General features: G+C 66.9%; 16 protein-coding genes and 3 rRNA genes. 17 read left to right on the forward strand and 2 right to left on the reverse strand.

From position 1 onward, the window contains the following. The first annotated feature begins 117 nt into the window (after nucleotides 1–117). The 3 genes from ACNUDN_RS13860 (at nucleotide 118) to rrf (ending at nucleotide 5,438) form a co-directional block, all read left to right on the forward strand. Nucleotides 118–1,639: ribosomal RNA gene (locus tag ACNUDN_RS13860) — 16S ribosomal RNA — on the forward strand. A gap of 440 nt (nucleotides 1,640–2,079) precedes the next feature. Then, nucleotides 2,080–5,203: ribosomal RNA gene (locus ACNUDN_RS13865) — 23S ribosomal RNA — on the forward strand. 121 nt (nucleotides 5,204–5,324) lie between these two features. Further along, nucleotides 5,325–5,438: ribosomal RNA gene (gene rrf / locus ACNUDN_RS13870) — 5S ribosomal RNA — on the forward strand. The 16S, 23S and 5S rRNA genes sit together here, the layout of an rRNA operon. A gap of 176 nt (nucleotides 5,439–5,614) precedes the next feature. Here rrf and ACNUDN_RS13875 read toward each other — a convergent pair. Then, a complete protein-coding gene (locus tag ACNUDN_RS13875) occupies nucleotides 5,615–6,850 on the reverse strand; it encodes an IS256 family transposase (RefSeq protein ID WP_419120839.1) in 1,236 nt (411 codons plus the stop codon). 159 nt (nucleotides 6,851–7,009) lie between these two features. Here ACNUDN_RS13875 and ACNUDN_RS13880 point away from each other — a divergent pair, with 159 nt between their 5' ends. The 11 genes from ACNUDN_RS13880 (at nucleotide 7,010) to xerD (ending at nucleotide 18,402) form a co-directional block, all read left to right on the forward strand. Continuing rightward, a complete protein-coding gene (locus ACNUDN_RS13880) occupies nucleotides 7,010–7,876 on the forward strand; it encodes a tetratricopeptide repeat protein (RefSeq protein ID WP_419122474.1) in 867 nt (288 codons plus the stop codon). Between the two features lies 1 nt (nucleotide 7,877). Further along, nucleotides 7,878–8,891, forward strand: a complete 1,014-nt coding sequence (locus ACNUDN_RS13885) for an HAD-IIA family hydrolase (RefSeq protein WP_419122475.1) — start codon at nucleotides 7,878–7,880, stop codon at nucleotides 8,889–8,891. Nucleotides 8,892–8,904: 13 nt separating this feature from the next. Continuing rightward, nucleotides 8,905–9,060, forward strand: coding sequence for a hypothetical protein (locus ACNUDN_RS13890; RefSeq protein WP_419122476.1), 156 nt, complete (start codon nucleotides 8,905–8,907; stop codon nucleotides 9,058–9,060). A 5-nt stretch (nucleotides 9,061–9,065) separates the two neighbouring features. Next, nucleotides 9,066–9,875, forward strand: coding sequence for a TlyA family RNA methyltransferase (locus ACNUDN_RS13895; RefSeq protein ID WP_419122477.1), 810 nt, complete (start codon nucleotides 9,066–9,068; stop codon nucleotides 9,873–9,875). Next, nucleotides 9,872–10,792 carry an NAD kinase gene (locus ACNUDN_RS13900; protein WP_419122478.1) on the forward strand — a complete coding sequence of 307 codons (921 nt, stop codon included), beginning with the start codon at nucleotides 9,872–9,874 and terminating at the stop codon, nucleotides 10,790–10,792. The genes ACNUDN_RS13895 and ACNUDN_RS13900 overlap by 4 nt, the downstream gene beginning before the upstream one ends. Then, nucleotides 10,792–12,588: a DNA repair protein RecN gene (recN, locus tag ACNUDN_RS13905; protein ID WP_419122479.1), complete on the forward strand. Its 1,797-nt coding sequence runs from the start codon at nucleotides 10,792–10,794 to the stop codon at nucleotides 12,586–12,588. Before ACNUDN_RS13900 ends, recN begins: the two co-directional genes overlap by 1 nt. Before the next feature lie 85 nt (nucleotides 12,589–12,673). Next, a complete protein-coding gene (steA, locus tag ACNUDN_RS13910) occupies nucleotides 12,674–13,858 on the forward strand; it encodes a putative cytokinetic ring protein SteA (RefSeq protein WP_419122480.1) in 1,185 nt (394 codons plus the stop codon). A 9-nt stretch (nucleotides 13,859–13,867) separates the two neighbouring features. Further along, entirely contained in the window at nucleotides 13,868–14,809 is a 942-nt protein-coding gene (locus tag ACNUDN_RS13915; RefSeq protein ID WP_419122481.1) for a copper transporter, read from the forward strand. A gap of 254 nt (nucleotides 14,810–15,063) precedes the next feature. Then, nucleotides 15,064–16,824 carry a CTP synthase gene (gene pyrG / locus ACNUDN_RS13920; RefSeq protein ID WP_419122482.1) on the forward strand — a complete coding sequence of 587 codons (1,761 nt, stop codon included), beginning with the start codon at nucleotides 15,064–15,066 and terminating at the stop codon, nucleotides 16,822–16,824. Then, the gene (locus ACNUDN_RS13925; protein WP_419122483.1) at nucleotides 16,817–17,452 is read left to right on the forward strand and encodes an NUDIX domain-containing protein; all 636 of its coding nucleotides are present in this window, start codon (nucleotides 16,817–16,819) and stop codon (nucleotides 17,450–17,452) included. Before pyrG ends, ACNUDN_RS13925 begins: the two co-directional genes overlap by 8 nt. A 23-nt stretch (nucleotides 17,453–17,475) precedes the next feature. After that, nucleotides 17,476–18,402, forward strand: a complete 927-nt coding sequence (gene xerD / locus ACNUDN_RS13930) for a site-specific tyrosine recombinase XerD (RefSeq protein WP_419125163.1) — start codon at nucleotides 17,476–17,478, stop codon at nucleotides 18,400–18,402. Nucleotides 18,403–18,442: 40 nt separating this feature from the next. Here xerD and ACNUDN_RS13935 read toward each other — a convergent pair whose 3' ends face one another. After that, nucleotides 18,443–21,835: a hypothetical protein gene (locus ACNUDN_RS13935; protein ID WP_419122484.1), complete on the reverse strand. Its 3,393-nt coding sequence runs from the start codon at nucleotides 21,833–21,835 to the stop codon at nucleotides 18,443–18,445. Between the two features lie 495 nt (nucleotides 21,836–22,330). On the opposite strand from ACNUDN_RS13935, the gene ACNUDN_RS13940 reads away from it, so the two are divergent. The 3 genes from ACNUDN_RS13940 to scpB are packed head-to-tail and all read left to right on the forward strand — an operon-like array spanning nucleotide 22,331 to nucleotide 24,859. Then, nucleotides 22,331–23,227, forward strand: coding sequence for a ParA family protein (locus ACNUDN_RS13940; RefSeq protein WP_419122485.1), 897 nt, complete (start codon nucleotides 22,331–22,333; stop codon nucleotides 23,225–23,227). Further along, nucleotides 23,224–24,051, forward strand: coding sequence for a segregation/condensation protein A (locus ACNUDN_RS13945; RefSeq protein WP_419122486.1), 828 nt, complete (start codon nucleotides 23,224–23,226; stop codon nucleotides 24,049–24,051). Before ACNUDN_RS13940 ends, ACNUDN_RS13945 begins: the two co-directional genes overlap by 4 nt. Nucleotides 24,052–24,058: 7 nt before the next feature. Continuing rightward, on the forward strand, nucleotides 24,059–24,859 hold the full coding sequence (gene scpB, locus ACNUDN_RS13950; protein WP_419122487.1) for an SMC-Scp complex subunit ScpB: 801 nt from the start codon (nucleotides 24,059–24,061) through the stop codon (nucleotides 24,857–24,859). Nucleotide 24,860 lies beyond the last annotated feature (1 nt).

Consider the following 24,860-nt stretch of genomic DNA (forward strand, 5'->3'; position numbering starts at 1 on the left):
TTCACCTCTTTTTCCCGTTTTGGGGTGGGCTGTTTTTGGATGCCAGTTTTTGGTGTCTTGGTTTGTTGATCGGATTTCTCTGATTGCGGATTCACCTGACGGTTGTTGGGTTGTTTTTGTTTGGAGAGTTTGATTCTGGCTCAGGACGAACGCTGGCGGCGTGCTTAACACATGCAAGTCGAACGGAAAGGCCCTTCGGGGTGCTCGAGTGGCGAACGGGTGAGTAACACGTGGGTGATCTGCCCTGCACTTTGGGATAAGCCTGGGAAACTGGGTCTAATACCGAATATACCCTTCTGGTTGCATGGCCTGGGAGGGGAAAGCTTTTGCGGTGTGGGATGGGCCCGCGGCCTATCAGCTTGTTGGTGAGGTTACGGCTCACCAAGGCGACGACGGGTAGCCGGCCTGAGAGGGTGACCGGCCACACTGGGACTGAGATACGGCCCAGACTCCTACGGGAGGCAGCAGTGGGGAATATTGCACAATGGGCGCAAGCCTGATGCAGCGACGCCGCGTGAGGGATGACGGCCTTCGGGTTGTAAACCTCTTTCGCTCACGACGAAGCGCAAGTGACGGTAGTGAGAGAAGAAGGACCGGCCAACTACGTGCCAGCAGCCGCGGTAATACGTAGGGTCCGAGCGTTGTCCGGAATTACTGGGCGTAAAGAGCTCGTAGGTGGTTTGTCGCGTTGTCCGTGAAAACTCACAGCTCAACTGTGGGCGTGCGGGCGATACGGGCAGACTGGAGTACTGCAGGGGAGACTGGAATTCCTGGTGTAGCGGTGGAATGCGCAGATATCAGGAGGAACACCGGTGGCGAAGGCGGGTCTCTGGGCAGTAACTGACGCTGAGGAGCGAAAGCGTGGGGAGCGAACAGGATTAGATACCCTGGTAGTCCACGCCGTAAACGGTGGGTACTAGGTGTGGGTTTCCTTCCTTGGGATCCGTGCCGTAGCTAACGCATTAAGTACCCCGCCTGGGGAGTACGGCCGCAAGGCTAAAACTCAAAGAAATTGACGGGGGCCCGCACAAGCGGCGGAGCATGTGGATTAATTCGATGCAACGCGAAGAACCTTACCTGGGTTTGACATGCACAGGACGCCGGCAGAGATGTCGGTTCCCTTGTGGTCTGTGTGCAGGTGGTGCATGGCTGTCGTCAGCTCGTGTCGTGAGATGTTGGGTTAAGTCCCGCAACGAGCGCAACCCTTGTCTCATGTTGCCAGCACGTTATGGTGGGGACTCGTGAGAGACTGCCGGGGTCAACTCGGAGGAAGGTGGGGATGACGTCAAGTCATCATGCCCCTTATGTCCAGGGCTTCACACATGCTACAATGGCCGGTACAAAGGGCTGCGATGCCGTGAGGTGGAGCGAATCCTTTCAAAGCCGGTCTCAGTTCGGATCGGGGTCTGCAACTCGACCCCGTGAAGTCGGAGTCGCTAGTAATCGCAGATCAGCAACGCTGCGGTGAATACGTTCCCGGGCCTTGTACACACCGCCCGTCACGTCATGAAAGTCGGTAACACCCGAAGCCGGTGGCCTAACCCCTTGTGGGAGGGAGCCGTCGAAGGTGGGATCGGCGATTGGGACGAAGTCGTAACAAGGTAGCCGTACCGGAAGGTGCGGCTGGATCACCTCCTTTCTAAGGAGCACCACGAGACTCGGTCCCGCCCACATCGTGTGGGGGTTCGGTGAGCCGGGCGATTCGTTGGATGGCCTCGCATCTGTAGTGGGTGGGGGTCTGGTGCAACAACAAACGTGAGAAGTGGTGTGGGAACGCTGCTTTGAGGGATCATCAGACACACTATTGGGCTTTGAGACAACAAGCCCGCGGTCCGGTCCTCGTTGGAGGGTCGTGTGCCGGCCTTTACCTCTGAGGAGCGTGTGTGAGGGGGTGGGGGTTCTTGTTGTTGCCCTGCTTTGGTGGTGGGGTGTGGTGTTTGATTTGTGGATAGTGGTTGCGAGCATCAAAGACGCACAGTTTAGGTTGTGGGTCTTTGTGTAATGCAAATTTTTCTGATGCCCGCATGCTTGCTCTTTTTTTGGGGTTGGTGTGTGGGTGACTCATTTTTTGGTTTTGTGTTGTAAGTGTTTAAGGGCGCATGGTGGATGCCTTGGCACTGGGAGCCGATGAAGGACGTGGGAGGCTGCGATATGCCTCGGGGAGCTGTCAACCGAGCGTGGATCCGAGGATGTCCGAATGGGGAAACCCGGCACGAGTGATGTCGTGTCACCCAACGCTGAATATATAGGCGTTGGGGGGGAACGCGGGGAAGTGAAACATCTCAGTACCCGTAGGAAGAGAAAACAAAAGTGATTCCGTGAGTAGTGGCGAGCGAAAGCGGAGGATGGCTAAACCGTGTGCATGTGATACCCGGCGGGGGTTGTGTGTGCGGTGTTGTGGGGCGTTTCTTCTCTCATCCGCCGATGAGGGCAGGAGTGAGAAATCATGGTGTTAGTTGAAGTGGCCTGGGATGGCCTGCCGTAGACGGTGAGAGCCCGGTAGACGAAAACTCTGTGACTCCTGTGGAGCTGTCCCCGAGTAGCAGCGGGCCCGTGGAATCTGCTGTGAATCTGCCGGGACCACCCGGTAAGCCTGAATACTTCCCAGTGACCGATAGCGGATGAGTACCGTGAGGGAATGGTGAAAAGTACCCCGGGAGGGGAGTGAAATAGTACCTGAAACCGTGCGCTTACAATCCGTCAGAGCCCTCCTTTGTGGTGGGGTGATGGCGTGCCTTTTGAAGAATGAGCCTGCGAGTCAGGGACATGTCGCGAGGTTAACCCGGGTGGGGTAGCCGTAGCGAAAGCGAGTCTGAATAGGGCGTATCCACACAGGAGTGTGTGGTGTAGTGGTGTGTTCTGGACCCGAAGCGGAGTGATCTACCCATGGCCAGGGTGAAGCGCGGGTAAGACCGCGTGGAGGCCCGAACCCACTTAGGTTGAAGACTGAGGGGATGAGTTGTGGGTAGGGGTGAAAGGCCAATCAAACTCCGTGATAGCTGGTTCTCCCCGAAATGCATTTAGGTGCAGCGTCGCAGTGTTCGTGTCGGAGGTAGAGCTACTGGATGGCCGATGGGCCCTACTAGGTTACTGACGTCAGCCAAACTCCGAATGCCGACACGGTGTAATGCGGCAGTGAGACGGCGGGGGATAAGCTCCGTGCGTCGAGAGGGAAACAGCCCAGATCGCCGGCTAAGGCCCCTAAGCGTGTGCTAAGTGGAAAAGGATGTGCAGTCGCGAAGACAACCAGGAGGTTGGCTTAGAAGCAGCCACCCTTGAAAGAGTGCGTAATAGCTCACTGGTCAAGTGATTGTGCGCCGATAATGTAGCGGGGCTCAAGCACACCGCCGAAGCCGCGGCAGCACACCTTGTGTGTGCTGGGTAGGGGAGCGTCCTGCACTCCGGTGAAGCAGCCTGGTAATGGAGCTGTGGAGGGTGTGGGAGTGAGAATGCAGGCATGAGTAGCGATAAGGCAAGTGAGAACCTTGCCCGCCGGAAGACCAAGGGTTCCTGGGCCAGGCCAGTCCGCCCAGGGTGAGTCGGGACCTAAGGCGAGGCCGACAGGCGTAGTCGATGGACAACGGGTTGATATTCCCGTACCCGTGTGTGAGCGTCCCTGATGAATCCGTTCTGCTAACCGCCCAAATGGTGGGCCACCAATCCCTTCGGGGTGCGGGGTTCACCGGCTGCGCGGGACCCGGACGGGTAGTAGTCAAGCGATGGGGTGACGCAGGAAGGTAGCCGTACCAGTCAGTGGTAATACTGGGGTAAACCTGTAGGGAGTTGGATAGGTAAATCCGTCCAGCACATATCCTGAGAGGTGATGCATAGCCGATTGAGGCGAATTCGGTGATCCTATGCTGTCGAGAAAAGCCTCTAGCGAGCGCACACACGGCCCGTACCCCAAACCAACACAGGTGGTCAGGTAGAGAATACCGAGGCGTACGAGTGAACTATGGTTAAGGAACTCGGCAAAATGCCCCCGTAACTTCGGGAGAAGGGGGACCGGAATACCGTCAACACCCTTTGCGGTGGGCAGCGGGATCCGGTGGCACAAACCAGTGAGAAGCGACTGTTTACTAAAAACACAGGTCCGTGCGAAGTCGCAAGACGATGTATACGGACTGACGCCTGCCCGGTGCTGGAAGGTTAAGAGGACCCGTTAACCCTTCGGGGTGAAGCGGAGAATTTAAGCCCCAGTAAACGGCGGTGGTAACTATAACCATCCTAAGGTAGCGAAATTCCTTGTCGGGTAAGTTCCGACCTGCACGAATGGCGTAACGACTTCTCAGCTGTCTCAACCATAGACTCGGCGAAATTGCATTACGAGTAAAGATGCTCGTTACGCGCGGCAGGACGAAAAGACCCCGGGACCTTCACTACAACTTGGTATTGGTGCTCGATACGGTTTGTGTAGGATAGGTGGGAGACTGTGAAACTCACACGCCAGTGTGGGTGGAGTCGTTGTTGAAATACCACTCTGATCGTATTGGGCCTCTAACCTCGAACCGTATATCCGGTTCAGGGACAGTGCCTGGTGGGTAGTTTAACTGGGGCGGTTGCCTCCTAAAATGTAACGGAGGCGCCCAAAGGTTCCCTCAACCTGGACGGCAATCAGGTGTTGAGTGTAAGTGCACAAGGGAGCTTGACTGCGAGACGGACATGTCAAGCAGGGACGAAAGTCGGGACTAGTGATCCGGCACCTCTGAGTGGAAGGGGTGTCGCTCAACGGATAAAAGGTACCCCGGGGATAACAGGCTGATCTTCCCCAAGAGTCCATATCGACGGGATGGTTTGGCACCTCGATGTCGGCTCGTCGCATCCTGGGGCTGGAGCAGGTCCCAAGGGTTGGGCTGTTCGCCCATTAAAGCGGCACGCGAGCTGGGTTTAGAACGTCGTGAGACAGTTCGGTCTCTATCCGCCGCGCGCGTCAGAAGCTTGAGGAAACCTGTCCCTAGTACGAGAGGACCGGGACGGACGAACCTCTGGTCTACCAGTTGTCCCACCAGGGGCACCGCTGGATAGCCACGTTCGGACAGGATAACCGCTGAAAGCATCTAAGCGGGAAACCCCCTCCAAGACCAGGCTTCTCACCCATTAAGTGGGATAAGGCCCCCCGCAGACCACGGGATCGATAGACCAGACCTAGACACCTAGCAATAGGCGCAGGGAACTGGCACTAACCGGCCGAAAACTTACAACAACAACAAACCTCGCAACCACAACCACAAACACAACAACCACACCCCACCACCAAATAACAAGGGGCCCACAAAACTTCCCCCACACCAACGGGGGACACTCAACAACGAGTGACATAAAGTTACGGCGGTACATAGCGGCAGGGAAACGCCCGGACCCATCCCGAACCCGGAAGCTAAGCCTGCCAGCGCCGATGATACTACCCACCCGGGTGGAAAAGTAGGACACCGCCGAACACAACCCAAGAAATCGCCCCCACACACCCGTGGGGGCGATTTCCATTCCCCACACAAATCCGGCGGGCAATTGCATTGTCGGATTCGGTATTTCGTTGAATTATGTGACGACAGATCTTGGTCAAGTCCAGGGACGTGGTGTACGACGTCGTCGTGTGATTCTTCGTCGTGATGGTTCAGGCGGTTAGTGCCGCGGGGGTGTCCTCCTGTTCGGTTGGGGTGCCGTTGACGGTGCGTGATTTGCTCAGGACGTCAAGTCCCAGGTAGCGCCGCGACTCGGCCCATTCGTCGTGTTGTTCGGCCAGGACGGCGCCCACGAGGCGGATCAGCGCGTCGCGGTCGGGGAAGATCCCGACGACGTCGGTGCGCCGGCGGATCTCCTTGTTGAGACGCTCCTGGGGATTGTTGGACCAGATTTGGCGCCAGATCTGTTTGGGGAACGCGGTGAAGGCCAGCAGGTCCGGCCGCGCCGCTTCGAGGTGTTCAGTGGTCTTGGGCAGTTTGTCGGCGAGGGCGTCGATGATCCGGTCATATTGGGCTGCAACGGATTCAGAGTCAGGTTGGTCGAACACCGAGTGCAGTAGCGTCTTGACCCACGGCCAGGACGCCTTCGGGGTGACGGCCATCAAGTTGGTCGTGTAGTGGGTTCGGCAGCGCTGCCAGGCCGCGCCAGGCAGAGTGGCGCCGATCGCGGCGACCAGCCCGGCGTGCGCGTCGCTGGTGACCAGCTTGACCCCGGACAGCCCACGCGCGGTCAGCGACCGCATAAACGTCAACCAGCCGGCCCCGTCTTCGGCGGTACTGACCTCGACGCCCAGGATCTCCCGATACCCGTCGGCGTTGACCCCGACCGCGATCAGGGCGTGCACGTTGACCACGCGGCCACCTTCACGGGCCTTGAGGACCAGGGCGTCAGCGGCCATGAATGTGTATGGGCCGGCGTCCAGCGGCCGGGTGCGAAACGCCTCGACCGCGGCGTCGAGTTCTTTGGCCATCACGCTGACCTGCGACTTCGACAGGCTGGTGATGCCGAGGGTCTCGACGAGTTTGTCCATCCGCCGCGTGGACACCCCGAGCAGATAGCACGTCGCGACCACCGTGGTCAGCGCCCGCTCGGCGCGTTTACGGCGTTCCAGCAGCCAGTCCGGGAAGTACGAGCCGTGGCGCAGCTTGGGGATCGCCAGATCCAACGAACCGGCGCGGGTGTCGAACTGGCGATGCCGATACCCGTTGCGCGAGTTGGTGCGCTCAGACGTTCGTTCGCCGTACCCGGCGCCGCACAGGGCATCGGCCTCGGCGCCCATCAGGGTGTGGATGAACGTGGCCAGCAGCTCGCGCAGCACGTCGGGATGGGCGGTGGTGAGTCGTTCGGCCAGCACGGCGGGCAGGTCGATATTGTGGGCGGTGGTCATCGCGTCGATTCCTTTGCTCGAGTGACTTTGGTCGGTCTCTCGAAGAATCACGCGATGACCTTCAATCATTCGGCTACGACACGCCGGTAACCCTGATCAGGCCCGACTCGTACACCACTCTGCTGGACGCAACCCAGATCTTGGCCGTATCCTTTGCTCGTGCCCCAAGACAATCAGGGCGGCCGCGGTGAACGTCGGCCTGACCGCTCCGCGAACGGTGGGCGCCGGTCTGACGGCGAACGCCGGCCCGACCGTACCTCGAACGGCAACCGACAGCGCCGCGACCAGAGGTCAGCGCCCCGATCGTCCGGGCCGCATCGCGCTCGTCCGGTCCAGCCGCGGCCCGAGACCGACGAATCCCGTCCCAGCGGCCCCCCGATACCCGCGGAGATCGAGGCCAGGCAGCTCTCCCCGGAGATCCGCGGTGAGCTGACCACCTTGGATCGCGCCACCGCCGATACGGTCGCGCGCCACCTGGTCGCTGCCGGTGAACTGCTCGACGAGGACCCGGAGGCGGCGCTGGCCCACGCTCGCGCCGCGCGTGCCCGTTCGGGACGCATCGCCGCGGTGCGGGAAGCCGTCGGCATTGCGGCCTACCAGTGTGGCGACTGGGCCCAGGCGCTCGCCGAGCTCCGGGCTGCACGCCGAATGGGCAGTCGCTCACCGTTGTTGGCGTTGATAGCCGATTGCGAGCGTGGTGTCGGGCGACCCGAACGCGCGCTCGAGCTCGCCCGTAGCCCCGAGGCCGCAGAGCTCAGCGGCGACGACGCCGACGAGTTGCGCATCGTCGTGGCAGGGGCTCGCTCGGACCTGGGACAGCACGAACAGGCCCTCGCCGTGCTGTCCACGCCGACCCTGGATCCGGCACGCACCGGACCGACGGCCACCCGGTTGTTCTACGCCTACGCCGAAACCCTGCTGGTGCTCGACCGCCGGGACGAGGCACTGCAGTGGTTCCTGCACGCCGCGGCCGCCGACGTCGAGGGCGTCACCGATGCCGAAGAGCGCATCACGGAGCTGTCCTGACGTGAACAACCTTGCGCAGCAACATGATTGTCTGCTGCTCGACCTCGACGGGACAGTGTTCCGGGGCCACGAACCCACGCCGGGGGCGGTTGAGACCCTCGCATCGATCGGCGCCCGGGTGCTGTTCGTGACCAACAATGCCTCCCGCGGCGCCGAGCAGGTCGCAACCCACCTGTGCGATCTCGGCTTCTCGGCGGCACCGGGCGATGTCGTGACCAGCGCACAGAGCGCCGCGCGGCTGCTGGCCGCTCAACTGCCCGCCGACGCCAAGGTGTTGGTCGTGGGGACCGAGTCGCTGGCCGACGAGATCGCCGGGGTCGGCCTGCAGCCGGTGCGCCAATGCGCGGATGACCCGGTCGCGGTGGTACAGGGCCATTCCCCGGACACCGGTTGGCAGCACCTCGCCGAAGCCGCGTTGGCGATCCGGTCCGGCGCGTTGTGGGTCGCCGCCAACGTCGACAAGACCCTGCCCTCGGAGCGTGGTCTGTTGCCGGGCAACGGATCGATGGTTGCCGCACTGCGGACCGCGACCGACACCGACCCGCTGGTCGCCGGCAAGCCGGCGCCCGCATTGATGAGAGATGCGTTGGCGCGCGGCGAGTTTCACCGTCCGCTCGTGGTCGGAGACCGTCTCGACACCGACATCGCCGGCGCCAACGCCGCCGAACTGCCCAGCCTGATGGTGCTGTGCGGGGTGAACTCTGCCGAGGACGCGGTATGGGCGGCGGCCGACGAGCGACCGACCTTCCTGGCGCCCGATCTGCGGGCGTTGACCACCGCGGACGCCGGCGCGCTGCGGATCGCCCCGCAGGACGGTTGGCGCGTGGAGATCGACCGGGACGTGGTAACGCTGAACTCGACCAACGCCGACCCGGGTGATCCCCTGTCGGCGGTGCGCGCTCTCGCGGCCGCGGTGTGGGCAGCGGGAATCGACCGCAGGCCGGTACGGGCCGGAGACGACGCGGCTCGACAGGCCGTGCAGCGGTGGTCGATGGAGTACGTCCGCATCGACTAGCGTGAAGACCGCTATGACAAACGATCCCGACCAGATCAGTGCCCAGGTCGCCGAACTCCTCGGCGATCCGGCCGATGTGTCGGTGGCTGACCTGGACTCCGTCGCGGCTCGCCTCGAAGAGGCACACGATCTGCTGGTGCGCGCGCTGGAATCCGTCGAGAAGGGCTGATCCGCGTGACGCGTCGCGCACGTGTGGACGCCGAACTGGTACGGCGCGGCCTGGCCAGGTCGCGCCAGCAGGCCGCCGAGCTGATCGGCGCCGGGCGGGTCCGGGTGGACGGAATGCCGGCCGCCAAGCCCGCGACCGCGATCTCGACGGCGGCCAACCTGACCGTCGAGGGCGGCGAAACCGAGTCCTGGGTATCGCGGGGAGCGCACAAGCTGATCGGTGCGTTGGAGGCGTTCGGCCTGTCGGTGCACGGTCTCCGGTGCCTGGACGCCGGCGCGTCGACCGGTGGGTTCACCCAGGTGCTGCTCGACCGCGGCGCCCGGGAAGTCGTCGCCGTGGACGTCGGGTACGGCCAGCTGGCCTGGCCGCTGCGCACCGACGCCAGGGTGACAGTTCTGGAGCGCACCAACGTCCGCGACCTCACCCCGGAGGTCATCGGCGGTCCGGTCGATCTGGTCGTCGCCGACCTGTCGTTCATCTCGTTGGCGACCGTGCTGCCCGCACTGACGTCCTGTGCGTCGCCCGACGCCGATATCGTTCCCATGGTGAAACCTCAGTTCGAGGTCGGCAAGGACCGGGTCGGCGCCGGCGGTGTGGTGTCCGACCCCCTGCTGCGCGCCGACGCGGTGCTCTCGGTCGCCCGTCGTGCAGCAGAGTTGAACTGGCATGCCGTCGCGGTCACGGCCAGCCCGCTGCCCGGACCCGCCGGCAACGTCGAATATTTCCTGGACCTGCGCACGGGTGCCGCGCTCGCACTGCAGGGCGACGCCCTCGAGGCCGCTGTGCGTCGGGCCGTGGACGAGGGGCCGAAATGACCGAACGCACCATCCTGCTGGTCGTGCACATCGGTCGCGAGGAAGCCACCGAAGTGGCCCGCCGGGTCGAGAAAGTGCTTTCCGACAACGGAATCGGGTTGCGGGTGCTGTCGGCAGAAGCGGTCGACCGGGGTCCCATCCATCTGGCGCCCGACGATATGCGCGCCCTCGGCGTCGAGATCGAGGTCGTCGACGCCGACGAACGCGCCGCCGAAGGATGCGAGCTGGTGCTGGTGCTCGGCGGCGACGGGACCTTCCTGCGCGCTGCCGAGCTGGCCCGCAACGTGGAGATCCCGGTGCTCGGGGTGAACCTGGGCAAGATCGGCTTCCTGGCCGAGGCCGAAGCCGAGGCCATCGACACCGTGCTCGACCACATCGTCCGCCGCGACTACCGGGTTGAGCGGCGGATGACGCTCGACGTCGCGGTGCGGGCCGGTGGGCGACTGCTCGACCGTGGCTGGGCCCTCAACGAGGCCAGTCTGGAGAAGGGCCCTCGGCTGGGGGTTCTCGGGGTGGTCGTCGAGGTCGACGGGCGTCCGGTGTCGGCGTTCGGGTGCGACGGTGTGCTGGTGTCCACGCCCACCGGCTCGACCGCCTATGCGTTCTCCGCGGGTGGGCCGGTGCTGTGGCCGGACCTCGAGGCCATCATCGTGGTGCCCAACAACGCGCATGCGCTGTTCGCTCGCCCCATGGTGACCAGTCCCGAAGCGCTCATCGCGATCGAGGTCGAGGCCACCGGCCACGACGCGCTGGTGTTCTGCGACGGCAGACGGGAGATGGTCGTGCCCGCCGGGGCACGGCTCGAGGTGACGCGCTGCGGCACCCCGTTGCAGTGGGTGCGGCTCGACAGCGCGCCGTTCACCGACCGGCTGGTGCGCAAGTTCCGGTTGCCGGTCACGGGGTGGCGCGGGCAGTAGTGCTAGCCGAAATCCGAATCGAGGCGCTGGGTGCGATCAGCGCAGCGACCGCCGAGTTCGACGGTGGCCTGACTGTGTTGACCGGCGAGACCGGCGCCGGCAAGACGATGGTCGTCACCGGTCTGCACCTGCTCGGCGGCGCGCGCGCCGATGCGACGAAGGTGCGCTCGGGCGCCGCCCGCGCCGTCGTGGAGGGCCGTTTCACCACCGCCGAGGTCGGTGACGCGGTCACCACGCGCGTGGACGACATCCTGGATTCCTCGGGCGCCGAACGCGACGACGACGGCAGCGTCATCGCAGCCCGGTCCGTGAGCCGGGACGGTCCGTCGCGGGCATACCTGGGTGGACGCAGCGTTCCGGCGAAATCGCTGAGTGGGTTCACCAACGAACTCCTGACGCTGCACGGACAGAACGACCAGCTCCGGCTGATGCGCCCCGACGAGCAACGCGCCGCGCTGGACCGCTACGCCGACGTGACCACCCAACTCACGCGCTACCGCGGTGCCCGGGAGGCCTGGCTGGAGGCCAAACGCGACCTCGACGACCGACGTCGCCGCGCCCGCGAAATGGCGCAGGAAGCCGATCGTCTGCAGTTCGCGCTGAACGAGATCGACGTTATCGATCCACAGCCCGGCGAGGACGAGGCCCTGGTTGCCGACATCCGACGGCTGTCCGAACTCGACGCGCTGCGCGCGGCGGTGCAGACCGCCCGCGAAGCGGTGTCCGGCGACGGCGAGGACGGCTTCTCCGCGGCCCACGCGGTCGGGCAGGCCCGATCGGCGCTGGAAAACACCGACGATGCCGCGCTCACGGCGTTGGCCGAACAACTCAGGTCGGCGCTGACGGTGCTCGTCGACGTGTCCGGCGAGCTGAGTCATTACCTCGCCGAACTGCCCACCGACACCAGCACATTGGAAGCCAAGTTGGCGCGCCAGGCCGAGTTGCGGACGCTGACACGCAAGTACGCCGCCGACGTGGACGGCGTCCTGGACTGGGCCGCTGACGCGCGGGACCGGTTGGCGCAACTCGACGTTTCCGAGGAGACCCTCGCCGCGCTGGAGCGACACGTCGACGAGCTGCAGGCCGTCGTGGCGGCGTCGGCCCAGGACCTGACGAAGGCGCGGACCAAGGCTGCCAAGGGCCTGTCCAAGGCGGTGACCGCCGAGCTCTCCGGACTGGCGATGGCCGGCGCGCGATTCGCGATCACGGTCACCCCGTTGCTCGCCCGGGCCGATGACAGTGCGCCGTTGGTGCTGCCCTCGGGCACCGTCCACGCCGGTCGCGACGGCGTCGACGTCGTCGAATTCGGCTTCGCCGCACACGGAGGCTCGGATCTGCTGCCGCTGAACAAGAGCGCGTCCGGGGGTGAGTTGTCCCGGGTGATGCTGGCGTTGGAAGTGGCGCTGTCCGCCTCGACCGAGGGCACCACAATGGTCTTCGACGAGGTCGACGCCGGCGTCGGGGGACGGGCCGCGGTACAGATCGGGCGCCGGCTGGCCCGGTTGGCGCGCACCCACCAGGTCATCGTGGTGACCCACCTGCCCCAGGTCGCGGCGTACGCCGACGTCCACCTCATCGTCGAAGGCATCGTCGACGGAGTCGCCGGGGCCGACGGGAAGGCCAGGGCGAAGTCCAGCGGGGTGCGCCGGCTCGGGGACGACGACCGGATCGCCGAGCTGGCCCGGATGCTGGCCGGCCTGGGCGAGTCCGACAGTGGCCGGGCGCATGCGCGCGACCTGCTGGACGCCGCCCGAAGCGATCGCGAAGCTCAGGAGGTCACCACCTCGGCCCTGTGACTGGTGTGAAAGTAGATAACTTCTGAGGCTGGTGTTACGGCGCGCCTCCGACAGATCCGAGTCGCCGCTGGCCAGAATCGGCCCCATGAAGATGTCAGCGCTGCTGTCCCGTAATGCCAGCTCACGGCCAGGTATCACCGGCACCGCCCGAGTGGACCGCGACATCGATCGGCTTCTCAGGCGCATCACCCCGGGCGACATCGTCGTTCTCGACGCCCTCGACCTGGATCGGGTCACGGCCGATGCGCTGGTCGAGGCAGAGGTCGCCGCGGTGGTCAACGCCTCCGCCTCGATCTCGGGCCGCTACCCGAACCTCGGCCCCGAGGTCCTGGTCGCCAACGGCATCGCGCTCGTCGACAACACCGGCCCGGAGGTCTTCAAGAAGGTCAAAGACGGTGCCCGCATCCGGATCAACGAGGGCGGCGTCTACTCCGGAGACCGGCGGCTGGTCCTCGGCACGGAGCGCACCGACGCCGACATCCACGAGCTCATGCAGGAGGCCAAGGGCGGCCTGGTGGCCCACCTCGAAGCGTTCGCGGGCAACACCATCGAGTTCATCCGCAGCGAGAGCCCGCTGCTCATCGACGGCATCGGCATTCCGGACATCGACGTCGACCTCAACCGCAGACATGTGGTGATCGTGGCCGAGGAGGACAACGCCACGGCCGATCTCAAGGCCCTCAAACCCTTCATCAAGGAGTACCAGCCGGTACTGGTCGGGGTGGGCAGCGGCGCCGACGTCCTGCGTAAGGCCGGGTACCGGCCGGCCCTGATCGTCGGTGACCCGGACAAGATCAGCACCGAGGTGTTGCGCTGCGGTGCCCAGGTGGTGCTGCCCGCCGACGCCGACGGCCACGCCGCCGGACTGGAGCGCATCCAGGACCTCGGTGTCGGGGCGATGACCTTCCCGGCTGCCGGTTCGGCCGCCGACCTGGCGTTGCTGCTCTGCGACCACCACGGCGCCTCGCTGATCGTCACCGTGGGCCACACCGCGAGCATCGAGGAGTTCTTCGACCGCACCAGGCAGCAGAGCAACCCGTCGACGTTCCTGACCCGCATGAAGGTGGGCGAGAAGCTCGTCGACGCGAAGGCGGTCGCCACCCTGTACCGCAGCCGCGTCTCCGGCGGTGCCATCGCGCTGTTGGTGCTGGCGATGCTGATCGCGGTGATCGCCGCGCTGTGGGTGTCGCGGGCCGACGCCGCGCTGCTCGAATGGGTGTCTCAGTACTGGAACCAGTTCCTGCTCTGGGTCCAGGGCCTGGTCTCGTAGGGCGCGACAATGATCTCGCTGCGTTCGCACGCCATCTCGCTGGCCGCGGTGTTCCTGGCGCTGGCCATCGGTATCGCCCTGGGTTCGGGGCTGCTGTCCAATACGGTGCTGTCCGGCCTCCGCGACGACAAGCAGGAGATGCAGCAGCAGATCGACACGCTGACCGGCGAGCGTAACGCGCTCAACGAGAAGCTCAGCGCGGCAAATGATTTCGATGCCCAGGTGGCGCCGCGAATCCTGGCCGGCAGCCTGGCGGACAAGACGGTGGTCATCTTCCGCACACCCGACGCCGCCGACGATGACATCGAGGGCCTGACCCGGCTGGTGACCCAGGCCGGGGGAGCGGTGACCGGCACCGTCGGGCTGACCCAGCAGTTCGTCGACGCGAACTCGGCCGAGAAACTGCTTTCGGTGGTCAACTCGCCGATCGTTCCCGCCGGCGCCCAGTTGAGCACCACCACCGTCGACCAGGGGTCACAGGCGGGTGATCTGCTGGGCATCGCGATGCTCGTCAACAGGGATCCCACGGTGGCACCGGTCGACGACGCGCAGCGGGAGACCGTGCTGGCGGCACTGCGCGACACCGGCTTCGTGACGTACGGCTCCGAGCGCATCGGGCCGGCCAACGCCGCGCTGGTGGTCACCGGCGGTCAGCTCGGCGACGATGCCGGCAATCAGGGCGCCACCGTGGCACGGTTTGCCGCGGGCCTGGCTCCGCACGGCGCCGGGACCGTTCTGGTAGGACGCGACGGCTCGGCGACGGGCACCTCCGCGGTGGCGGTGACCAGGTCCGACGCCGCGCTCAAGGACGCCGTCAGCACGGTCGACGACGTCGGCAGCGTGTCCGGACGGATCACCTCGGTGCTCGCGTTGGCCGCCCTGATCAACGACGGCCGTCCCGACCAGTTCGGTGTCGGGCCCGCAGCGACGTCGGTGACCGTGCCGCAGTAGACGCCGTCACCGACCCGGCGGTTGCGGCGTGGGCGGGATCGCGCGCGGGTTGAACGCCGAGATTGCGCTCACGGCCGTTCGAGCTGCGCCGTCACCGCCCTCACCGCAATCTCGCAGACTGATCGGCCCACACCGGCGCGTCAACGACACCGACCCGCAGACGGTGTTAGGGTGGGGTTCCGTGGGTCGGCAGGCCCCAAACCGGGTGCGAGCCCAGCGAAACAAGCCCTGCCCGGTCATCACGGAGGTTGTACTTGCCAGCGTTACGCAAGCACCCGCAAACGGCCACCAAACACCTCTTCGTCACCGGCGGTGTGGTGTCGTCACTCGGCAAAGGTCTCACGGCGTCCAGCCTGGGCCAGTTGCTGACTGCGCGGGGTCTGCAGGTGACGATGCAGAAGCTCGACCCGTACCTGAACGTCGATCCGGGCACCATGAATCCGTTCCAGCACGGCGAGGTGTTCGTCACCGAGGATGGCGCCGAGACCGACCTCGACGTCGGCCACTACGAGCGTTTCCTGGACCGCAACCTGTCCGGATCGGCCAACGTCACCACCGGGCAGGTGTATTCGTCGGTCATCGCCAAGGAACGGCGCGGCGAGTATCTGGGCGACACCGTCCAGGTGATCCCGCACATCACCGATGAGATCAAGCGGCGGATCCTGGCGATGGACGCCAGCGACAGTGACGGCAACCGCCCGGATGTGATCATCACCGAGATCGGCGGCACCGTCGGCGACATCGAGTCGCTGCCGTTCCTGGAGGCCGCCCGGCAGGTGCGCCACGAGGTCGGCCGGGAGAACTGCTTCTTCCTGCACTGTTCCCTGGTGCCGTTCATGGCCCCGTCCGGGGAGCTCAAGACCAAGCCGACGCAACACTCGGTGGCCGCGCTGCGCAGCATCGGCATCACGCCCGACGCGCTGATCCTGCGGTGCGACCGCGACGTTCCGGAGCCGCTGAAGAACAAGATCGCGCTGATGTGCGACGTCGACATCGACGGGGTCATCTCCACCCCGGACGCGCCGTCCATCTACGACATCCCCAGGGTCCTGCACCGCGAGGAGCTCGACGCCTACGTGGTCCGGCGGTTGAACCTGCCGTTCCGCGACGTCGACTGGACGCAGTGGAACGACCTGTTGCGCCGCGTCCACGAACCCCGCGAGACGGTGCGAATCGCGTTGGTGGGCAAGTACATCGACCTGTCCGACGCCTATCTGTCGGTCGCCGAGGCGCTGCGCGCGGGCGGCTTCGCCCACCACGCCAAGGTGGAGATGCGCTGGGTCGCGTCCGACGACTGCGAAACCGATGCGGCGGCCGCTGTCGCACTGGCGGACGTCGACGGTGTGCTGATCCCGGGTGGCTTCGGCATCCGCGGCATCGAAGGCAAGATCGGCGCCATCCGTTATGCCCGCAAGCGCGGGCTTCCCGTGCTGGGCCTGTGCCTGGGTCTGCAGTGCATCGTCATCGAGGCGGCTCGTTCGGTCGGGTTGACCGGTGCCAACTCCGCCGAGTTCGATCCGGACACCACCGATCCGGTGATCTCCACGATGGCAGATCAGCGCGACGCCGTGGCCGGCGACGCCGATCTGGGCGGCACCATGCGGCTCGGCGCGTATCCGGCTGTGCTTGAGCCGGATTCGCTGGTGGCGCAGGCCTACGAGGCGACCGAGGTGTCCGAGCGGCACCGGCACCGCTACGAGGTGAACAACGCCTACCGGGACCGCATCGCCGAGAGCGGGCTGCGGTTCTCCGGAACCTCACCGGACGGACATCTCGTCGAGTTCGTCGAGTACCCCGCCGAGGTGCACCCGTTCATCGTCGGCACCCAGGCCCACCCGGAGCTCAAGAGCCGACCCACCCGCCCGCATCCGCTGTTCGTGGCGTTCGTCGGCGCATCGCTGGACTACAAGAACGCCGAGCGTCTGCCCGTCGACATCCCCGCGATGTCGGCCGAGAACGATCTGCGGTCCAACGGCGCCGAGCACGCGCTCGAGGACGCCCCGGCTCGTGGCTGACGGCGAGACCGGGCGTCACCAGTTCACCACGGTCTCCTCGGAGACGGTTTATGTCGGCAAGATCCTGGCGCTGCGTGCCGACGAGGTGCGCATGCCCGGCGGCGGCACCGCCCGCCGAGAGGTCGTCGAGCACTTCGGAGCCGTTGCCGTCGTCGCGCTCGACGACGACGGCCGCATCGCCCTGGTCCACCAGTACCGGCATGCCTACGGCCGACGACTGTGGGAACTTCCCGCGGGCCTGCTCGACTTCGGTGGCGAGCCGCCGCACGAGACGGCCCGCCGCGAGCTCGCCGAGGAGGCCGGCCTGGCGGCGCGCGACTGGCGCACGCTGGTCGATCTGGACTCGGCGCCGGGCTTCTGCGACGAGAGCGTTCGGGTGTTCCTGGCGACCGGGATCAGCGAGGTCGACCGGCCGCAGGCGCACGACGAAGAAGCCGACCTGAGGCTCGAACGCGTCGACCTCGGCGAGGCTGTCACCCGGGTGTACTCCGGTGAGATCGTCAATTCGATCTCGGTGGCCGGGATCCTGGCCGTGCACGCGATGCCCGATGTGTCGGCGCTACGGCCGGTCGACGCGCCCTGGGTGGACCGGCCCCGGGCATTCGCCCGCCGGATGGGGCATCCGTGACGACGGAGGTCGACTCCGCCGCCCTGGACGACCAGTTCCAGGGCTATCTGGACCATCTCGCGATCGAACGGGGGGTGGCGGCCAACACGTTGAGTTCCTACCGCCGCGACCTTCGGCGCTACGCCGAGCACCTGGCGTCCCGGGGCATCACCGACCTGGCCGCGGTGGCCGAGGCCGATGTCAGCGAGTTTCTGGTGGCCCTGCGCCGCGGCGACCCGGACAACGGCGTGGCACCGTTGTCGGCGGTATCGGCGGCGCGGGCGGTGATCGCCGTGCGCGGTCTGCACCGGTTCGCCGCGGCCGAGGGGATCGCCGCGGTCGATGTCGCACGCGAGGTGAAGCCGCCCACCCCCGGCCGTCGGCTACCCAAGAGTTTGAGCATCGAGGAGGTGCTCGCGCTGCTGGAGGCCGCCGGCGGGGACGGTGAGTCCGACGGGCCGCTGACGCTGCGCAATCGGGCGCTGTTGGAGCTGCTGTATTCGACCGGTGCGCGGATCTCCGAGGCGGTCGGGCTCGACGTCGACGACATCGACACCCAGGCGCGGTCGGTGTTGTTGCGCGGGAAGGGCGGCAAGCAGCGGTTGATCCCCATCGGCCGTCCCGCGGTCGGCGCCCTGGACGCCTACCTGGTGCGCGGAAGACCGGAGCTGGCCCGGCGCGGTCGGGGAACACCCGCGATCTTCCTCAACGCCCGCGGTGGGCGGTTGTCCCGGCAGAGCGCGTGGCAGGTGCTCCAAGATGCCGCCGAGCGCGCAGGCATCACCGCGACAGTGTCCCCGCACGTGCTTCGGCACTCGTTCGCCACCCATCTTCTCGACGGCGGTGCCGATGTGCGAGTCGTGCAGGAGCTGTTGGGTCACGCATCGGTGACCACGACGCAGATCTACACCATGGTGACGGTCAGTGCACTGCGCGAAGTGTGGGCGGGCGCGCATCCACGAGCTCGATGACGCACCCGCCCACGCTCACGCGTTAGCCGAGTCCGGCCCGTCAGTCTGAGCTGGAGCCCGAGTCCGACGAACCCGAGTCGGAGTCCGAGGAGCCCGAACTTCCGGCATTGCCACGGTTGTCACTGCCCAATCCACCCCTGCCGGCGCTGCCGTTGGGGGCGCCGCCGTCGCCGCCGTCGCCGCCGGTACCGGTGCCACCGAAGCTGGTACCGGACCCGCCCTTACCGCCCTTGCCGCCAGTGGTGGTGCCGTCTGCACCGTCGCCGCCGTCGCCGCCGGTGCTGTCACCGTCGATGCTGATCGCCGAACCGCCGTTGCCGCCGCGACCACCGGTGGTGCCGTCGGTGCTGGTGGCTCCACTGCCGCCGTCGCCGCCGGTGCTGTCGTCGGTCACGGTGACGCTGCCGCCCCCGTGACCGCCACGTCCGGGTCGCGTGCCGGTGCCGCCGTCGCCGCCGTTGCCGCCCTGACCCGAGACCACCGAGACCGCGGTGCCGCCGCTGCCGCCGCTACCGCCGGAACCTCCGGGAGTCGTTGCGCTACCGCCGTTTCCGCCGTTTCCGGCGGCGGCGTCGGCGGCGCCGATGGCGTTGCCGCCCGCCCCGCCAGCCCCGCCGGTGGTCTCGCCGTTGCCGCCGGTGCCGCCGTCGCCACCCTCGGAGATGGCCAGGGCAATCCCATCGCCACCCTTACCTCCGGCGCCTCCGGCCTTTCCGCCGTCGCCACCGGTGCCGCCATTTCCGGCGACCCCGACGACGGTGGTCAGGAACGGCAGTTCGGAGGTGAAGTCTGCGGAGCCGCCGCCGGTGCCGCCGACCCCGCCGATCACCCCACCTTCGCCGCCGTTGCCACCGTTGCCGCCGGTGCCGATCGTGAGGGTGCTGACGTCGATGCCGAGCTGGTCGATCAGGGCGCCGACGTCGATGCCACCGAGCTCCAGTCCGCCGAGCAGGTCGTTGATGTCGACGCTGTCGCCGGCCAGCTCGAGCAGACCACCGATCCCGAACACCCCGCGGCCGCCGGTTCCACCGGCCCCGCCGACGATCCCGCCGTTGCCGCCGTTGCCGCCTGCGGCCTCTTCGGTGTTGATCATGCCGGCGAGCTGGGTGAAGTCGAGATCGAGGTCACCACCGCCCAGCAGCGCCGCGAGCAACTGGCCCAGCGCCGCGTCGTCGAGCAGGTCGAACGGGTTCGAGTGCTGCCGGGTGCCGCCGGTCCCGCCGGCCCCGCCGATCAGGCTGCCGTCGCCGCCGTTGCCGCCCTGGCCCGCGGTCGCGTGTCCGACCGGTAGCGGAACCTGCTCGTTGAACTCCAGCCCCAGCAGCGGAATGCCGCCGGCCAGCGTGGCGTCGGCCAGCGTGGTGCCTCCGATCGCCGACCCGCCGTTGCCGCCGCGGCCACCGAAGGCGACGCCGGATTCCTCATCGCTGCCCGAGCCGCCCGTTCCACCCGCGCCGCCGACCCCGGTCAGGTTCCCGTTGCCTGCGCCACCGTCGCCGCCGCGGCCACCGAACGTGCCGGTGCCACCGGCGCCGCCGGCACCGCCGGTGGCCGTACCCACCGAGATGCCGTCGGCGGCAACCGTTCCGACGGTGATGCCGAGAATCCTGAGCAGAGCGCCCTCGACGTCGGCGACTCCGTCGGCGGTGGCCGTGCCGCCGTCGCCGCCGCGGCCACCGCTGACCGCGCCGGAGCCGCCGGCCGCACCCGCACCGCCGACAGCATTGAGCGTGGCATCGGCATCACCACCGGCCCCGCCTGCGCCGCCGAACCATTTGCCGTTACCGCCCGCACCGCCTGCGCCGCCGATGCCGGTGCCGTTTCCGCCCACGCCCGTGGCGTTGACGGTCGCGGGCAGGATGTCGACGCCGAAGTCGTCGGCGACGAAATCGCGGATCACCTGCGGGAACTCAATCGTGGTGCTGGTCGAGCCGACACCGTCGGAGGTGCCGAGCCCGCCCGCGCCGCCGTCGCCACCGGTGCCCAGATAGTTGGCCTCGCCGCCGGCGCCGCCGCCACCCCCGACGCCGAGCAGACGTCCCGATCCGGTCCCGCCGGAACCTCCGGTTCCGCCATTGCCGGCCACCGGGCCGCCGGCGCCACCGTCACCGCCGAGTCCACCGGTTCCGGCGACACCTGCGGTCGTCGACTCGGTACTGCCGCTGCCCCCGGCACCGCCCGCGCCGCCGTTGCCGATCTGTCCGGCATCACCGCCTACGCCACCACCGCCGCCATTGCCGGCCCCGGCCGCGAAGCCGGTGGTGGTTGTCGGTGTGGAGCGGGAATCGAAGGTCCAGGACCCGCCGATGGCGGGCTTGCGGAACGTCTCGGTCTCGGACACGGTCTGGGTCTCGCTGCCGAGGTTGGTGCCTGCGCCGCCCACGCCGCCGTCGCCGCCGCCCCCGAAGAGTGCGCCCGCGCCGCCTGCTCCGCCGGTGCCGCCGTTGGCCGCGTTCACCCCGGAGACCGTCGTGGCGTCGCCGCCGGCACCGCCGTCACCGCCGGGTCCCACCAACGACCCGCCGACCCCGCCGGCGCCGCCGGCGCCACCGGTCGCGGTGCCGGCCACGACCGTGTACTCGGTCTGATAGGTGTCGTATCGGCGGGTCGGCAGAATGCCGGAATTGTTGTAGGTACGGCTGGTCAGCACCCGAGAGCCCGCCACCGGATCGCCGCCGAGCGAGGAGGCCGCGCCGCCGGCGCCACCGGATCCGCCGGCGCCGAACAGACCCGCGGCGCCGCCGCTGCCACCGGCTCCACCGGTCGCGTCACCGGACTCCGACGTCGCACTGCCGCCGGCGCCGCCGGAGCCTCCGCGGCCGAAGAGCTTGCCGCCTGCGCCACCGTCACCGCCGACCGACCCGAGGGCGGCGGCCGATCCGGTGGTGCTCACCGCGGCCCCCGCGCCGCCGGTACCGCCGTTTCCGAACCGTCCCGCGTCGCCGCCGTTTCCACCCTTGCCGTCGTTGTAGCCGGCCACACCCTCGCCGCCGACACCGCCGTTGCCGATGAAGCCGGCCTTGCCGCCGTCGCCACCGAACGCGCCTGCGCCGCCGCTCCCCCAAAGCAGGCCGCCGTTGCCGCCGGCGCAGCCCGCCGTGCATGTCGGGTCGAGGGCCAGCGCGTCCAGTCCATTGCCGATCAGCAGGCCGCCCGGCCCGAACAGACGAATCGCGGTACCCGCGTCATCGACGTCCAGTGTGTGCGGGCCGGCGTACCCGACCGGGCCGAAGTCCGTCGCGCACTCTGTCTGATCGCTGACAGTGCACGTCACCGGCGGCGCAGCGGTGTCAGCCTCGGCGGTCGCCACGCCCATGGTGAACAAGGCGCCCGCGGCCAGCCCCGCATTGATCGCAGCACCACCGGCCAAGCGCTTTGCCAGAACACGCCGTTCCGCACGGTTTCGGCGGTGGCGCCCCCCGTTGATCGGCATTCCGGAAACGTGCGCAGGCGCAGACATCAAGTACCCCCCTGAAAGTCGACTGCCGGGAACCCGGCTCGAGTGCGAATGTTAGCAAACAACGATCCGGTTTCTGGCAAGATCCTGAGTTGCGTTCTGTGGATGTTTTTTCGCTGAGATCACCGGGATTGGGGCGCAGGCCCGTCGATGAGCCGCAGATTGCACCGAACTTCGCTAAGGATGTATAGATGGCCGACCAAAACCGGCCGGACCAGCGTCCGCCGGCGAGGAAACCGCACATCTCCCAGAACGACGTTTGCGGACGCGTCAATAGGCGCAGCGTGACAACTCCTTGCTGGCGGCGCCCAGGGGATTGCGGTAGGGCGTCGTGCCGGCCGCCTGCGCCGGACCACGGCGGAACCGGTCTGGTCCTTGCCTGCGGGTCTTCCTCACCAGGACGACGCTCCCCGTTAAACTTGCCCGGATGTCCGCCATGCCTGCAGGTTGCCTGACCAGCGACGGTCCGGTATGACCGACCAATCGGGCAGTTCCGCGGACGTCTCGCTCTCGGGCGCGGACCCCGAACCGGCGCTCGGCCTGACCGGCCGGATCCCGCGCGACATCCCCGAACCCGCGCCGCGCACCTCGCACGGGCCGGCCAAGGTCATCGCGATGTGCAATCAGAAGGGTGGCGTGGGCAAGACGACGTCGACCATCAATCTCGGTGCGAGCCTGGCCGAGTATGGCCGGCGGGTGCTGCTGGTCGACCTCGACCCGCAGGGTGCGCTGTCGGCGGGCCTGGGGGTTCCGCACTACGAGCTCGAGCACACCGTGCACAACCTGCTGGTCGAGCCGCGCGTCTCGATCGACCAGGTGTTGATCAAGACCCGGGTGCCCGGACTGGACCTGGTGCCGAGCAACATCGACCTGTCCGCTGCGGAGATCCAGCTCGTCAATGAGGTGGGCCGCGAGCAGTCCCTGGCCCGCGCGCTGTACCCGGTGCTGGACCGCTACGACTACGTGCTCATCGACTGTCAGCCGTCGCTGGGTCTGCTCACCGTCAACGGATTGGCATGCAGCGACGGTGTCATCATTCCCACCGAATGCGAGTTCTTCTCGCTGCGTGGCCTGGCGTTGTTGACCGACACCGTCGACAAGGTGCACGACCGGCTGAACCCGAAGTTGTCCATCAGCGGGATCCTGATCACCCGGTATGACCCCCGCACGGTCAACTCCCGCGAGGTGATGGCGCGTGTGGTGGAGCGCTTCGGCGACCTGGTGTTCGACACCGTCGTCACACGCACCGTCCGGTTCCCCGAGACCAGTGTCGCCGGCGAGCCCATCACCACCTGGGCGCCCAAATCTGCTGGCGCCGAGGCGTATCGGGCGCTCGCGCGTGAGGTCATCCACCGGTTCGGCGCGTGAGCGCGACGACGAACCCACAGGAGCCCACCGACGCGTCGCCGCAGGCCGGTTTCCAGGTTCGCCTGAGTAATTTCCAGGGTCCGTTCGACCTGCTGCTGCAGCTGATCTTCGCCCACCGCCTCGATGTCACCGAGGTGGCATTGCATCAGGTGACCGACGAGTTCATCGCCTACACCAAGGAGATCGGTTCGCAGCTCGGCCTCGACGAGACGACGTCGTTTCTGGTGGTCGCCGCGACGCTGCTCGATCTTAAGGCCGCCCGCCTGCTGCCCGCCGGCGAGATTCACGACGAGGACGACCTGGCGCTGCTTGAGGTACGTGACCTGTTGTTCGCGCGGCTGCTGCAGTATCGGGCCTTCAAGCATGTTGCGGAGATGTTCGCCGAGCTCGAGGCGGCGGCGTTGCGCAGCTACCCGCGGGCGGTGTCTTTGGAGGACCGCTACGCCGACCTGCTTCCCGAAGTGATGCTGGGTGTCGACGCCGGCCGGTTCGCCGAGATCGCCGCGGCCGCGTTCACTCCGCGGCCGGTGCCGACCGTGGGCACCGACCACCTGCACCAGGTCGCGGTCTCGGTGCCCGAACAAGCGGCGAATCTGATGACGCAGCTCGAACAGCGCGGGATCGGCCATTGGGCGTCGTTCTCCGAACTGGTCGCCGACTGTCAGGCACCCATGGAGATCGTCGGCCGCTTCCTGGCGCTGCTCGAGTTGTACCGCGCGCGGGCGGTAGCATTCGAGCAGCCAGAACCGCTTGGTGTGCTCCAAATTTCGTGGACCGGAGAGCGGCCCGACAGCCAACAGCTGGCAACCGCGGACGCGGAATAGAAAGACTATGACTGAAGAGATCCAGACCGGCACCGACGAGCGCTTGCGCGAGGAGCAGACCGGCACCGACGAGCGCTTGCGCGAGGAGCAGACCGGCACCGACGAGCGCTTGCGCGAGGAGCAGACCGATGCGCTCGACGCTCGTGAATCAGACGATGCCGAGCTGACCGGGAGCGAGCTCGACGACGCGGAGCTGGACTCCGTGCTCGAGGCGTTACTGCTGGTCGTCGACACCCCCGTTCCCGTCGAGGCGTTGGCATCGGCCACCGATCAGCTTCCGGCCCGGGTGGGCGCGCGGTTGCAGTCCCTGGCAGCGGCACTGTCCGCCCGCGACAGTGGCATCGAGCTGCGCGAAGCCGGGGGAGGGTGGCGGCTGTACACCAGGTCGAAGTTCGCCCCCTTCGTGGAACGGCTGCTCCTCGACGGTGCGCGATCGAAGCTGACCCGTGCCGCGTTGGAAACCCTCGCCGTGGTGGCTTATCGGCAGCCGGTGACTCGGGCGCGAGTCAGCGCGGTCCGTGGCGTGAACGTCGACGCTGTGATGCGCACGCTGCTCGCCCGTGGACTGATCACCGAGGCGGGCACCGACGCTGACTCCGGTGCGGTGACGTTCGCCACCACCGAACTGTTTCTGGAGCGGCTCGGTCTGACCGCGCTGACCGATCTCCCCGATATCGCTCCGCTGCTTCCGGACGTCGACGTTATCGACGACCTCAGTGAGACACTCGACGACGAGCCGCGTTTCATGAAACTCAACGGTGCACCCGCCCCGGCGGCACCGGAATCCTACGACGTGGATCGAGACTGAC

This window comes from Mycobacterium sp. smrl_JER01 (assembly GCF_048513595.2).
Taxonomy (GTDB): Bacteria; Actinomycetota; Actinomycetes; order Mycobacteriales; family Mycobacteriaceae; genus Mycobacterium.